10 protein-coding genes are annotated in these 13,562 nt (G+C 72.1%); 9 read left to right on the forward strand and 1 reads right to left on the reverse strand.

Features of this window, described 5'->3' with window-relative positions; genetic code table 11:
- Both VFV89_RS22800 and VFV89_RS22805 read left to right on the forward strand, forming a co-directional pair.
- Window positions 1-807 (forward strand): inositol-3-phosphate synthase (locus tag VFV89_RS22800; RefSeq protein WP_329708282.1); only part of this gene is annotated, 807 nt, incomplete at its 5' end.
- A gap of 328 nt (window positions 808-1,135) precedes the next feature.
- Window positions 1,136-2,011 carry a hypothetical protein gene (locus tag VFV89_RS22805; RefSeq protein WP_329708283.1) on the forward strand — a complete coding sequence of 292 codons (876 nt, stop codon included), beginning with the start codon at window positions 1,136-1,138 and terminating at the stop codon, window positions 2,009-2,011.
- 146 nt (window positions 2,012-2,157) lie between these two features.
- Here the strand turns inward: VFV89_RS22805 and VFV89_RS22810 are convergent, their stop codons facing one another.
- The gene (locus VFV89_RS22810; protein ID WP_414690420.1) at window positions 2,158-3,612 is read right to left on the reverse strand and encodes a CCA tRNA nucleotidyltransferase; all 1,455 of its coding nucleotides are present in this window, start codon (window positions 3,610-3,612) and stop codon (window positions 2,158-2,160) included.
- 65 nt (window positions 3,613-3,677) lie between these two features.
- Here VFV89_RS22810 and VFV89_RS22815 point away from each other — a divergent pair, with 65 nt between their 5' ends.
- The 7 genes from VFV89_RS22815 (at window position 3,678) to trxA (ending at window position 13,253) form a co-directional block, all read left to right on the forward strand.
- Window positions 3,678-6,056, forward strand: coding sequence for a DUF6049 family protein (locus VFV89_RS22815; RefSeq protein WP_329708284.1), 2,379 nt, complete (start codon window positions 3,678-3,680; stop codon window positions 6,054-6,056).
- Window positions 6,053-7,765, forward strand: a complete 1,713-nt coding sequence (gene murJ, locus VFV89_RS22820; RefSeq protein WP_329708285.1) for a murein biosynthesis integral membrane protein MurJ — start codon at window positions 6,053-6,055, stop codon at window positions 7,763-7,765. Before VFV89_RS22815 ends, murJ begins: the two co-directional genes overlap by 4 nt.
- A gap of 142 nt (window positions 7,766-7,907) precedes the next feature.
- On the forward strand, window positions 7,908-9,800 hold the full coding sequence (locus VFV89_RS22825) for a protein kinase family protein (RefSeq protein ID WP_329708286.1): 1,893 nt from the start codon (window positions 7,908-7,910) through the stop codon (window positions 9,798-9,800).
- Window positions 9,801-10,212: 412 nt separating this feature from the next.
- Complete coding sequence (gene sigM, locus VFV89_RS22830) at window positions 10,213-10,902, forward strand: RNA polymerase sigma factor SigM (protein ID WP_329708287.1); 690 nt, start codon at window positions 10,213-10,215, stop codon at window positions 10,900-10,902.
- A 57-nt stretch (window positions 10,903-10,959) separates the two neighbouring features.
- Complete coding sequence (locus VFV89_RS22835; RefSeq protein WP_329708288.1) at window positions 10,960-11,679, forward strand: hypothetical protein; 720 nt, start codon at window positions 10,960-10,962, stop codon at window positions 11,677-11,679.
- A 97-nt stretch (window positions 11,680-11,776) separates the two neighbouring features.
- The gene (trxB, locus tag VFV89_RS22840; protein WP_329708289.1) at window positions 11,777-12,805 is read left to right on the forward strand and encodes a thioredoxin-disulfide reductase; all 1,029 of its coding nucleotides are present in this window, start codon (window positions 11,777-11,779) and stop codon (window positions 12,803-12,805) included.
- Between the two features lie 130 nt (window positions 12,806-12,935).
- Window positions 12,936-13,253 carry a thioredoxin gene (gene trxA / locus VFV89_RS22845; protein WP_414690421.1) on the forward strand — a complete coding sequence of 106 codons (318 nt, stop codon included), beginning with the start codon at window positions 12,936-12,938 and terminating at the stop codon, window positions 13,251-13,253.
- Window positions 13,254-13,562 lie beyond the last annotated feature (309 nt).

A 13,562-nucleotide genomic window follows, 5' to 3' on the forward strand; every position in this document is an offset into this window, starting at 1 on the left:
GGCCACACCCTCGACGGCCTGGGCAAGTACTACCGCCAGACCATCGAGGAGTCGGCGGCCGAGCCGGTCGACGTCGTGAAGGTGCTCAAGGACACCGGCGCCGACGTGCTCGTCTCCTACCTCCCGGTGGGCTCCGAGCAGGCCGACAAGTTCTACGCGCAGTGCGCCATCGACGCCGGCGTGGCCTTCGTCAACGCGCTGCCGGTCTTCATCGCCTCCGACCCGGAGTGGGCGAAGAAGTTCGAGGACGCAGGCGTGCCGATCGTCGGTGACGACATCAAGAGCCAGGTGGGCGCCACGATCACCCACCGCGTGATCGCCAAGCTGTTCGAAGACCGTGGTGTCGTGCTCGATCGCACGTACCAGCTCAACGTCGGCGGCAACATGGACTTCAAGAACATGCTCGAGCGCGAGCGGCTGGAGTCCAAGAAGGTCTCCAAGACCCAGGCGGTCACCTCGAACCTCAAGGGCGAGCTGGCCGGCAAGAAGTACGACCGCAACGTGCACATCGGCCCGTCCGACTACGTCGCGTGGCTCGACGACCGCAAGTGGGCCTACGTCCGCCTCGAGGGCCGCGCGTTCGGCGACGTCCCGCTCAACCTCGAGTACAAGCTCGAGGTCTGGGACTCCCCCAACTCCGCCGGCATCATCATCGACGCGATCCGCGCCGCGAAGATCGCCAAGGACCGCGGCATCGGCGGCCCGCTGATCTCCGCGTCGTCCTACCTGATGAAGTCCCCGCCGGTGCAGCTCCCCGACGAGGAGGGCCGCGCCCGCGTGGAGGCCTTCATCCGCGGCGAGGAGTGACCAGCAGCTCTTCCTGACCCGCGACCCGGTGGCTGTTCGGCCGCCGGGTCGCTGTCATTTGGCGTCGAGTGACCCGATCCGCAGGTCATCTCGGTGATCGAACCTGCAGATCGGGTCACTCGACGCACATATCCACAGGTCCCGGCACACCTGATTCCTCCACAAGCTGCCCGGGCAGTGGCCCTGGGTGCCACATCGCTGGGACCCGATCGCGCCACCGGTCACTGGACTCGTCCCACCGGTGCGCATCGACCCCGTGGGAGAGGCTGGACCCACGCGAGGGGAGTCCGCAGGTCCGACCTGGCGGCGGACATCGCCAGGTCGCTTCGTGCCGGCGGGGGTGTCGGACGACCTGGTCGAGCAGCGGATCCTCGAGTCGTTCGCCGGGGCGGGTCCGACAGCCGTCGTCACCGGATGGGCATCGTTGCGTCTGCAGGGCGGTGGCCACTTCGACGGGCTCGGGCGCGATGGGAAGACCCGGCGACCGGTACCGATCGCTATCGACGGAGGACGCGTGCGCTCCTCCGGCGGTCGCCTCGTCGTACGCCACACGGTCCCGCCGGACGAGGTGGTCGTCGTACATGGAATCGGTTGCGCGAAGGCCGAGCGCGCGTTGTTCGACGAGATGCGTCTGCGCCAGCACGACCCGCGCGAGATGGCGGTCGCAGCAGACAGCGCCTTCGCAGCACAGCTCACCTCGCACAAGAGGATGCGGCTCTACATCGCAACGCGTCGCTGGTACCGCGACAAGCGCATCGTCGCCGGCGGCCTCGACCTTGCATGCGAGGGCAGCCGGTCACCGCAGGAGGGGAGGTTGCGCATCCTCTGGGAGGTCGATGCCGGCTGGGGTCGCCCCCTCGTGAACCGGGAGGTCTACGACGAGCACGGCATCCTGGTCGGCATCCCGGACCTGCTCGACCCACGGCGGTGTGTGGCCGGCGAGTACGCCGGCGGGGACCACCGTGATCCCCAGGTGCACCAGAACGACGTGGCCCGCGCTGCGGCGTTCCGCCGGGTCGGCCTCGAGGTTGTCGAGGTCGTGGGCCGCGACCTCCGCTACCGGCCGCTGGTCATCGCCCGCATGAAGGAGGCTGAAGCTCGCGCTGCGATGCTGCCGCAGACATGGGTGCTCGGGCCGCCCCCGTCACCCACGCTCGACGAGATCCTCGACGCAAGGGACGGCAAAGGGGTGATCAGCACATGACCGTCGAGTGACCCGGGTCGCCTGCCCATCCCCGTCGAGTGACCCGGGTCGCCGCCCATCCCCGTCGAGTGACCCGATCGGCAGGTCACGAGAACTCCACGACCTGCCAAATGGGCCACTCGACGCGAAACGGCCGCACCCAGGCCTCACCGACCCCGCCACCACTCGAGCAACGCAACCTTCGCGTCCTCCTGCGACATCGGGCCGTTGTCGAGCCTGAGCTCGAGAAGGTAGCGGTAGGCCTCCCCGACCTCCCGGCCCGGCGGGATCCCGAGCAACTCCATGATCTGGTTGCCGTCCAGGTCGGGGCGGATCGCGTCGAGCTCCTCCTGCTCCTGGAGCACGGCGATGCGGGCCTCGAGCTCGTCGTAGGTCCGCCGCAGCCGCTCGGCCTTGGCGCGGTTGCGGGTGGTGCAGTCGGCGCGGGTGAGCACGTGCAGCCGGGCGAGCTGGTCGCCGGCGTCGCGCACGTAGCGGCGTACGGCGGAGTCCGTCCACTCCCCCGAGCCGTAGCCGTGGAACCGCAGGTGCAGCTCGACCAGCTTGGCGACCGCGTCGGTGGTGTCCTTGGGGAAGCGCAGCGCCTGCATCCGCTTGCGGGTGATCTTCGCCCCGACCACGTCGTGGTGGTGGAAGGTGACCGAGCCGTCGTCGAGGAAGCGCCGGGTCCGCGGCTTCCCGACGTCGTGCATCAGCGCCGCGAACCGGCTGACGAAGTCAGGCCCCCCGTCCGGCAGCCGGTCCTCGAGGTCGATCGACTGCTCGAGGACGGTGAGCGTGTGCTCGTAGACGTCCTTGTGCCGGTGGTGCTCGTCGCGCTCCAGCACGAGGGCAGGCAGCTCCGGGAGGACGTACGCCGCGAGCCCGGTCTCGACGAGCAGGCGCAGCCCCCGCGCCGGGTGCGGGGCGCTGATCAGCTTCACCAGCTCGTCCCGGACCCGTTCGGCCGAGATGATCTCGATGCGGCCGGCCATGCCGGTCATCGCCGCGACCACGTCGGGCGCGACCGTGAAGCCCAGCTGGGCGGCGAACCGCGCCGCCCGCAACATCCGCAGCGGGTCGTCGGAGAAGGAGTCCTGCGGGGTGCCCGGCGTCCGGATCAGCCCCTGGGCGAGGTCGACCACGCCGCCGTACGGGTCCTCGACGACCCGTCCGGGCACCCGCACCGCCATCGCGTTGACGGTGAAGTCGCGGCGCACCAGGTCGCCCTCGAGAGAGTCACCGAAATCCACGGCGGGCTTGCGTGAGCCGGGGTCGTAGGCCTCGGAGCGGTACGTCGTGACCTCGACGGTCCACGGTCCCTTCTGGCAGCCGATCGTGCCGAAGTCGCGGCCCATGTCCCACGTCGCCTCGCCCCAGGACTTGAGGATCCGCTCGGTGTCGTCGGGCCGCGCCGAGGTGGCGAAGTCGAGGTCGGCGTGCGGCCGCCCGAGCATGGCGTCGCGGACCGGCCCGCCGACCAGGGCGAGCTCGTGGCCGGCGTCGGCGAACAGCGTCCCGAGATCGTCGATCACCGGCGCGATCCGCGCCAGCTCCGCCTCCGCGTTGCGCTGGAGCTCGACCACGGTCAGGGTGGGCGGCTCGGGTGCGGACACGAGCATCAACTCTAGGGCGAGGGGCGCTCGGCGGTCCCGGGAGGCACAGGTCCGAGGTCTAACCTCTACACGTGCTCCGCCGGCTCCCGTTCAGTGCTGCCCTGGCGGCGCTGGCGGTCCCACTCGCGCTGGCCGGGCCCGCGCACGCCGACCCGGGCGGCGCGCCGGCCGCCGACCCGGCCACGCAGACCCAGCAGCGGAAGGCCCAGCCGGCCGACGGCTCGGGCAGCGGCTCGCGCAAGGAGGACGTGAGCCGCCGCGCCGAGCGAGCCCGAGCCAGGGACCAGGCTCCGCTGTCGGTCTCGATCGACCAGCTGTCGCCGTCGACCATCCCCGACCGGGGCATGGTCCGCGTGTCCGGCTTCGTGACCAACAACGACGTCGAGACGTGGTCGACGATCAACGTCTACGCGTTCGTCTCGGACACGCCGATGACCACCCCGGAGCAGCTGGCCGCGGCGGCGAAGCTGCCCCCGGACGCGGTGGTGGGCGGACGGATCGCCAACGAGCGGCACAAGGGCTTCATCGCCGAGCTGGCGCCCGGGGACTCCGCGCCGTACAGCATCAGCATCCCGCGCCATCTGCTGCACATCTCCACGCCCGGGGTCTACTGGTTCGGCGTCCACGCGCTGGGCGAGAGCGCGGCGGGCCGGGACCAGACCGCCGACGGCCGCGCCCGCACCTTCCTGCCCCTGGTGCCCGACGCGCGCCCGGGAGAGCAGCCCACGGCGATCGTGATCCCGCTTCGCCACGCGCTCGTCTACACCGCCGACGGCTCGCTCGACGACCTGGCCGGGTGGATCCGGGCCCTCTCCCCGGGCGGGCGGCTCCGCTCGCTGGTCGACTTCGGCGCCAGTTCGGGCTCACACACTGTCAGCTGGGCCATCGACCCGGCCCTCGTCGACGCCGTACGCCGGATCGCCGACGGCAACCCTCCGAGGTCGCTCGAGCCCAACCTCGAGGCCGGCCAGGTGCAGGGCGACGACGAGGGCGACGAGGGCGACACCACCGAGAGCCCGGGCCCGACCACCTCCCCGGCCGCGACCGAGGGGGGCTCGGCGACCGAGTCCCCCAGTGGCCAGCCGTCGGAGGGCTCGAGCAACCCGCTCGACCTCGACCAGCTCGACCCGGTGGTCCAGGCCGCCGCGAAGGCGGCCGAGACCTGGCTGGCCAGGCTCGGCGCCGCGATGCGACCGGAGGACCAGGTGCTCTCCCTGCCCTACGGCGACGTCGACGCGGCCGCCGCGGCGCTGCACGACCCGCAGTTCTACACGCGGGCGGTGGCCCGCGCGGGCACAACGCTTCCGGGGTTCGACGTCACGACGACCCCAGTACTCTCCTCGCCCAGCGGCTACCTCAACGCCCAGGGCATCGCGGCAGCCGACCCGAGCTCGACCATCCTGCTCACCGACCAGATGTTCGACGCGCCGGCGCCCGCACTGGCGCGCATCGAGGGCCACGACGCGGTGGTGACGTCGACCGGTGCCGCCTCCGGCGGTCCCGGGCCGGACGACCCGACCGCGCTGACGGCGATGCGGCAGCGGCTGCTGTCGGAGGCGGCGGTGCGCTTCCTCCGCGGCGACCACGCGCCGCTGACCATGGTGCTGCCACACGACTGGGCCCCACCCGCGGACGGCGCGACGTTCTTCGGCGGGCTCGACCCCGCCTGGCTCGACATCACCTCCGTCGACGCGGTCAGCCGGTCGGCCGCGCCGACGACGGTCGACCCGGCGACCCTGCGCTACCCGCGCTACCAGCAGGAGGCCGAGCTCGACCAGCCCAACTTCGACTCCGCCGACGCACTGATCACGAGCGGGGTCTCGCTGCAGAACCTGCTCACCCTCAACAACCTGGTCTCCGGCACCGTCACCGACCAGGCCCTCGGCAGCGCGTCGTACTCCGCCCGCACCCGGCCCATCCTCAACCGTGCCTCGACCGACCAGTCCCGGGTGTGGATCGAGTCGCGGCTGGGCAGCGTGCACGTCAGCGCGCCCCGCGCAGTGACGCTGTCGAGCTCGAGCGGCCGGTTCCAGGCGGTGATCACCAACAACCTCGACCAGCCGGTGACCGTGTCGCTGGACGCGACCGCCGACCGCAAGCTCACCATCGACGGACCCCGGCGCGTCGCGGTCCCGGCCAGCAGTCGCCAGGCGGTCCTGCTCACGGCGCACACCAACGAGAACGGCATCCACGAGGTGACCCTCGCCGTCGCCGACAAGCGCGGCACGCCGCTCGGCGCCAGCACCGCGCTGACCATCCGCTCGGCCCAGGTCAGCAACGTGATCTGGCTGTTCATCGTGGGCGGCATGGGCCTGTTCTTCGGCGCCATCGGTGTCCGGCTGTTCCGCCGGGTCCGCAGCTCTCGTCGTAGGCAGACCGAGTCCGGTGACGCCGGCGACGAGCCCGCGGCCAGCGAGCAGAAGGAGCCCGCAGGAGCCGGCAGCCGGTGACCGACCAGCCCACCGAGCAGCCCACGGGCCGGCCCACCGAGCAGCCCACGGGCCGGCCCGCGGACCCGGCGGCCGACGAGGTGGAGGAGCAGGCCAGCCTGCTCTCCAACAGCGCGGTCATGGCGGCCGGGACCACGGTGTCGCGGCTGAGCGGGTTCGTGCGCGCGGCCCTGCTGTCCTACGCGCTGGGCGCGGGCGTGCACGCCGACATCTTCACCGTGTCCAACACCTTGCCCAACGCCCTCTACATCCTGCTGGCGGGCGGCATCTTCAACGCGGTGCTCGTGCCGCAGCTGATCCGTGCGATGCGCAACGACCCCGACCGCGGCGACGCCTACACCAACCGGGTGGTCACCGCGGCCGGCACCTTCCTCGTCGTCGTCACCGTGGTGCTGGTCGTGGCCGCGCCGCTGCTCGTCCGGCTGTTCACCCACGGCTACGAAGGCGAGGTCTTCGACTCCGCGGTCGCGTTCACCCGCTACTGCCTGCCGCAGGTCTTCTTCTACGGGATGTTCGTGCTGGTCGGGCAGATCCTCAACGCCCGCGGCGTCTTCGGCCCGATGATGTGGGCGCCGATCGCCAACAACATCGTGTCGGTCGCGGTGATCCTCCTCTATCTGGGCGCCTACGGCGTCGCCGAAGGGGACGCGGTGCACGGCGGCTTCACCAGCGGCCAGGAGCTCCTGCTCGGCGTCGGTTCGACCTTGGGGATCGCGGTGCAGTTCCTCATCCTGCTGCCCTACCTGCGTCGGGCCGGCTTCCGCTACCGGCCCCGGTTCGACCTGCGCGGCACCGGCCTCGGCCACACCCTGCGCCTCGGCGTCTGGACCGTGCTGTTCGTGGTGGTCAACCAGGTCGCCTTCGTCGTCGTCCAGCGGCTGGCCACCAGCGGCGCCATCGCCTCGCCCGACGGCACCGGGGCGACGGTCTACGCCAACAGCTTCCTCGTGGTCATGGTGCCGCACTCGATCGTCACGGTCTCGCTCGCGACCGCGATGCTCCCGCGGCTCTCGGCACATGCGGCCGACCACGACCCGCACGGCCTCGCCGGCTCCCTGGCGGGCACGCTGCGGGCCGCGCTCGCGGTGATCGTGCCCTTCGTGGCACTGCTCCCGGTCATCGCTCCAGACCTGGCGCGGGTGATCTTCGCGCACGGCGCTGCGGCCGACAACGGCGTCGACGCCTACGTGCCCACCCTGTCCCTGTTCGGCGTGGGCATCCTGTTCTTCACCTTCCACTACCTGGTGCTGCGCGGCTTCTACGCGCTCGAGCTCAACCGCACCGCGTTCTTCGTGCAGTGCATCGTCGCGGGCACCAACATCGTCGCCGCGGTCACGCTGGTCGCGGCCGCCTCCGCCGCGCACACCTCGCCCGCCCTCGTCGTCGCCTACTCCACGGCGTACGCCGTGGGTGCCGCGATCTCCTACCTGATGCTGAGCCACCGGCTGGGCGGCCTGCGCAGCCGTCGGCTGCTGGTCTTCGGTGGTCGGCTGGTGGTCGCGACCGGGCTCGCGATCGGTCTCACCTTCCCCGTCGCACAGGTGCTCGACAACCTCGCCGACGACCCCGGGACCGTGGTCGCGGCGGGCAGGTTGATCAGCGTGTGCGCGGTCGACGTGCTGCTCTTCCTGGTCTTCGCGCGGCTGCTCCGGATCTCTGAGGTCAACGACGTGCTGGCCGCAGTCACACGTCGCGCCCGGGCCCGCTGAACGGGCCTACGATGGTGTCTCTCGGGGAGCACACCAGCCACAGGCGCACCCGGTCCGCGACAACCTCGGGCCGAGCGTGCGAGGGACGAGCGATCAGCGAGGAGGCAGAGGAGCGTCGGCTCAGACCCGAGCTCGCGAGGGGGTGAGGGACGCGTCTCGAAACCAGGTGCCGCACGCGACCCGGGCCGGCGACGTGCTCGCCGAGAGGTATCGGCTGGTCGACCTCCTGAGCGAGAGCGGGGGCGGCCGGTTCTGGCGCGCGCACGACCGCGTCCTCGAGCGGCACGTGGCCCTGCACGTCATCGCGGCCGACGACCCGCGCGCCGAGCTGCTCCTCGACGCGGCCCGCCGCTCGGCCACCGTGCTCGACCACCGGATCCTGCGGGTCCTGGACGCGGAGCGGATCGGCGACTTCTGCTTCGTCGTCAACGAGTGGGGGTCGGGCACCTCGCTCGACATCATGCTGACCAGCAACGGACCGCTGTCGCCGCGGCGCGGCGCCTGGCTGGTGAGCGAGGTCGCGGACTCCATCGCGGTGGCGCACGCGCACGGCGTCGCCCACGGGCTCCTCTCACCCGAGAACGTCCTCCTCGACAACGCCGGCTCGGTTCGCATCATCGGCTTCTGCGTGGATGCCGCCCTGCACGGCCTTCCCCCCGGCGACCCCCATCACGACGTGGTCGACCTCGCCGGGCTGCTGCACGCGACATTGACCGGGCGGTGGGCCGGGGTCTCCCAGTCGGCCGTGCCCCGGGCGCCGGAGGCGCACGGCCGGGTGTTGCGGCCGCGGCAGGTGCGAGCCGGCGTACCCCGCGGTCTCGACGACCTCTGCGACGAGCTGCTGAACCCGCGCGGCCAGCGGGCGCGCGAGGTGCGCGACCTCGGGAGCGCTCGAGGCATCCACCGCTACCTCGCCGAGTTCGTCGGCGACACCAGCGGGCTCGGCGAGGCGATCGCGGCCGGTCTCCCGGACAAGCAGGACACCGTGACGCTGCCCGCCGTGCCGGAGATCCTGGCCCAGCCGCACCCCGACGACTGGGTGCCTCCGCCCGAGCCCGGGACTGACAAGGCGCCCGACGAGTCGGAGCTGGACCGCGAGCCGGACGAGCCGGACGGTGAGCCCGGGTCGATCGCCGAGATCCCCACCGAGGCCGGCCTGCCGATCTTCGACGACGACAACGACGAGGTCTCGTGGCTGCGCGCCCGCAACGAGCCCGCGCCGCCGCCTCCGCCGTTCGAGGAGCCGCCCGAGCGCCCGTTGTTCGCCGCCGACGAGCGCAAGCCGAGGTACGGACGGCTCGACGAGGGCCCGGTGGTGGGGCCGGCGGACGAGTACTGGCCCTACGACCACGGCTGGTCCAGCAGCGGCGGGCTGCCGGCGGTCGACGTGCTCTCCGACACCCGGGAGCAGGTGCCGGGACGGAGCTGGCTGCGGCTGGCCATGCTGGTGGCGGTCGGCCTGGTGCTGGTCGTCGCCGTTGCGATCGCCTTCAACCTCGGCCGTGGGAAGACCCCTCTCGGCACCGAGCCCGACCACGGCGAGACGGCCTCCGGCTCCCCGTCGGCGAGCACCGAACCCACCGCCCCGCCGACCCCGTTCACGGGACTGGTCGCCAGCGACTTCGACCCCCAGGGCGACGGCGAGGAGAACGGCGAGGACGCGGCGGCGGCGGTCGACGGCGACCCCGCCACGTCGTGGACCACGCTCACCTACAAGCAACAGCTCGGCCCCACCGGCCTCAAGCGCGGGGTCGGCCTGGTGGTCGACCTCGGCCAGAGCCGCGCCGTGCGCCGCGTCGAGCTACGGTTCGTCGGCCAGCCGACGAACGCCTCGCTCTACCTGACCGACGACGTGCCCGGCAACCCGGAGGCGCTGACCCCGGTCGGCAAGCTCGGCGCCGCCGGTACGTCGGCCGGCCTCGACCTCGACGACGCGCCCAGCGGCCGCTACCTCACCATCTGGCTCACCTCCCTTCCGCCCGTCCCGGGCGGCTTCAAGGGTGGCCTGGCCGAGGTGGTCGTGAGCGGCAGCTGATGCCTACCTCGGACCAGCGTGACCTTCTTCGTCGCGGAGCTCCCACCCAGCTGTACGGTGACGGTCGCCCGGGTCGGGCCCGCCCGGTCCAGCTTCGCCAGCTTCTTGCGCGAGATCTTCACCTTGACCTCGGCGGTGCCGTCGGCGGCGGAGCGGAACGACATCGAGGCCGGCCGGCCGAGCCCGGTAACGAGCCCGGTAAGTAGTCCCAGGCGAGTCCTGTGGAGCTCGCGGCCGCGGCAGGGGCGGGCACTGCCGGTGCGGCGACGAGCACGGCGACCGGGGCCAAGCGCGACGTGGCACCCACGCAGGCAGCGTCTCAGGTCACGACCCCCTGGGAAGACCGTCAGCCGGGAGCGCCCGGCTGTCGTCGATCCCCCGACGAATGGGATTCTTGGTCCGTGGTGGTCGCATGAACCCTCCCGCTGCTGACGCGGAGCTCACCGACCACGAGCTGCTGCAGGCGCACGTCGCAGGGGACCCCGACGCGTTCGCAACCCTGTTCCGGCGGCACCGCGACCGGTTGTGGGCGGTCGCACTGCGCACGATGGGCAACCCCGAGGACGCCGCGGACGGACTGCAGGACGGCATGATCGCGGCGTACCGGCGGGCCGGCTCGTTCCGCGGCGAGGCCGCGGTCACCACCTGGCTGCACCGGGTGGTCGTCAACGCCTGCCTCGACCGGATCCGGGCCGCGAAGGTACGCCGGGCCGACCCCCTGCCGGAGGATCTCGACGACATGGCCGACCGCGGATCCCTGGTCACGTCGACCGCGGGGGCTGCGGACCCCGCCGACCTCGCCGTGGTCGAGGAGCGGCGCCGCCTGGTGCTGGCCGCGCTCGACCTGCTCCCGGCGGAGCAGCGTGCCGCGCTGGTCCTGGTCGACATGGAGGGCTACCCCGTCGCCGAGGTGGCCGAGATGCTCGACTGCGCGGTCGGCACCGTGAAGTCGCGCTGCTCGCGCGGCCGCAGCCGACTGGCCGTCCTCCTGGGGGTGCTCAAGCCCGGCGGTGACCCGGGCCACGCGCCGCCGGGGAACCCCGACCCGCTCCCGTCCGTCCGAACCACGGAGGCGTCCCGCGCCCCGCCCGAGCCCGGCTGATCCCGTCCCAGCCGCCACACCGAACCTCGATGCCCGAGAGGAGGCGATCGTCGTTTCATGACCGACCAGCCCGACGCGCTGCCCGAGCTGACCCCCCATCAGGAGGCGGACGTCCGCCGACGCCTCGCCGAGGCGCGCCACGACGAGCCGATCCCGGCCGAGGTGGCCGCGCGGCTCGACCGGGTGCTGGCCGGCTTGAGCCGTGACGATCCCGGGTCGACCGGCGGTGCGCCGGTCATCGACCTGGCCGCCCGACGCCGCCGGCGCAACGCCGCAGCCGTCCTGGCCGGTGCCGCGGCGGTGATAGTGGCCGGCTTCGCCATCGGCCAGGTCGTCGACGTCGGGAGCGGCTCCGACGACGCCTCGTCGAGCAGCGCCGCCGACCGGGCCACGGCGTCCAACGACTCCGCCGGCGGAGTCGGTCTGCAGGGCGAGAGCGCCGAACCCTCGGCGCCCGTCCCGTCGCCGGCCGAGGCCCAGGCCTTCTTGCGGCTCAGGTCGGCGCACCTCGAGCGCGACCTCGCCAGCCAGCTGGGCAAGCCGCAGGGTGACGCGAGCGCGGTGCGGTCCCCCACTGAGGAGTCCTACGCGGCGCTGGGGTGCTCAACGCCGGTCCCGGCGAACAAGTACGCGCCGGACGAGCTCTACCCGGCGCTGTTCGACGGGCGGCCGGCCGTGGTCGTCCTGGCTCCGCCGGCCGCGGGTGAGCAGCGCGCCGACGTGCTCTCATGCGACACAGCAGCCACCCTGGCCACAGCCACCATCCCGGCTCGCTGACAGCCCCTCACCCACGCGGCGCGGGCGCTGGAGAGGGAATCTTCCTCCCCTACGATCGGTTGAAGCAGTAGCAACCCATCGAGGAGATTGGCGCTCCATGTCAGAGCCCCGCAACGTGATCATCATCGGCTCCGGCCCGACCGGCTACACCGCTGCGGTGTACGCCGCCCGGGCGAGCCTGCACCCGCTCGTCTTCGAGGGCTCGGTGACAGCCGGGGGCGCGCTGATGAACACCACCGAGGTCGAGAACTTCCCCGGCTTCCGCGACGGCATCATGGGCCCCGAGCTGATGGACAACATGCGCGCCCAGGCCGAGCGCTTCGGCGCCGAGCTGGTCGCCGACGACGTCACAGCCGTCGACCTGACCGGACCGGTGAAGCTCGTGACCGACGGGGCCGGCACCGTCCACAAGGCCCGCGCGGTGATCCTGGCGATGGGCTCGGGCTACCGCAAGCTCGGCATCCCCGACGAGGACCGGCTCTCCGGCCACGGCGTGAGCTGGTGCGCGACCTGCGACGGCTTCTTCTTCCGCGAGCAGCACATCGCGGTCGTCGGCGGCGGCGACTCCGCGGTCGAGGAGGCCACCTTCCTGTCCCGGTTCGCCTCCAAGGTCACGATGATCCACCGCCGTGGCGAGCTGCGCGCCTCGAAGATCATGCAGGAGCGCGCCTTCGCCGACCCGAAGATCGAGTTCGCCTGGAACTCCGCGGTCGAGGCGATCCACGGCGACGACAAGCTGACCGGGCTGACCCTGGTCGACACCGAGACCGGCGAGAAGCGCGAGCTCGACGCGACCGGCCTGTTCATCGCGATCGGCCACGACCCGCGCAGCGAGCTGCTGCCCGGGCAGGTCGACCTCGACGAGAACGGCTACGTGCTGGTCGAGCAGCCGTCCACCCGCACCAACCTGCACGGCGTCTTCGCCTGCGGCGACCTGGTCGACCACCACTACCGGCAGGCCATCACCGCCGCCGGCAGCGGGTGCGCCGCTGCGCTCGACGCCGAGCGCTACCTGGCCGCCCTCGACCACGCCGCCTCCACGGCGGGCTCCGCGGTCGAGACCGAGCAGGAGGCAGAGCTGGCCGGCGAGCTCGTCACCGAGCAGGTCCAGACGGCCGGCGCCTGACCGGCCGGGAAGAAATCGTCGGTGCCGTGCTGTTGACTAAGGCAGCCTGGCTCGACCCGTTGCACCCAGTTCGACAACACCCAGCACGACCGCCCAGACCGATCGCACTAGAGGAGGCCCCGTGGCCGAGATGCAAGCAGTGACCGACGCGGACTTCGAGACCGAGGTCCTCAAGTCCGACAAGCCCGTCCTCGTCGACTTCTGGGCCGAGTGGTGCGGTCCGTGCCGCCAGGTCGCCCCGATCCTCGCCGAGATCAACGCCGAGCACGGCGACAAGATCACGTTCGTGAAGATGAACGTCGACGAGAACCCGGTCACGCCGGCCACCTACCGGGTCACCGGCATCCCGACGCTCAACGTCTACCAGAACGGCGAGGTCGTCCGGCAGATCGTCGGCGCCAAGCCGAAGGCCGCGCTGCTCAACGAGCTCAGCGAGTTCATCGCCTGACGACTGCGACGCCCTGCGACGCCCTGCGTCACCCTGCGTCATCCTGGGCCCCCGTCGCTCCGCGACGGGGGCTCGGCACATTTTCGGCGCGTCGGCAAGGATTGACTTTCCCGGCCCGGCTGTTTTCAGTAGGTGTCCTCGGGGTACGACGCTCCGAGGCGACGCGCCCCGTGAACGGGAGGAGTCAGCGTGTCCGAGCCCCGTCCGAACGCCCCGACCCAGATCGCCTCGGCCCCCTCCTCGGGACCCAGCACCCAGACCTCTGCCGCCCCGGTCTACCGTCGCGGCGACCGCGGCCCCGCGGTGACG

Source organism: Nocardioides sp., from assembly GCF_036274455.1.
Taxonomy (GTDB): Bacteria; Actinomycetota; Actinomycetes; order Propionibacteriales; family Nocardioidaceae; genus Nocardioides.

Coding starts and splice junctions, on each gene's coding strand:
- VFV89_RS22810 (WP_414690420.1), bottom strand. CDS start 3,612: ATGCTCGTGTCCGCACCCGAGCCGCCCACCCTGACCGTGGTCGAGCTC.
- sigM (WP_329708287.1), top strand. CDS start 10,213: ATGAACCCTCCCGCTGCTGACGCGGAGCTCACCGACCACGAGCTGCTG.
- VFV89_RS22835 (WP_329708288.1), top strand. CDS start 10,960: ATGACCGACCAGCCCGACGCGCTGCCCGAGCTGACCCCCCATCAGGAG.
- trxB (WP_329708289.1), top strand. CDS start 11,777: ATGTCAGAGCCCCGCAACGTGATCATCATCGGCTCCGGCCCGACCGGC.
- trxA (WP_414690421.1), top strand. CDS start 12,936: ATGCAAGCAGTGACCGACGCGGACTTCGAGACCGAGGTCCTCAAGTCC.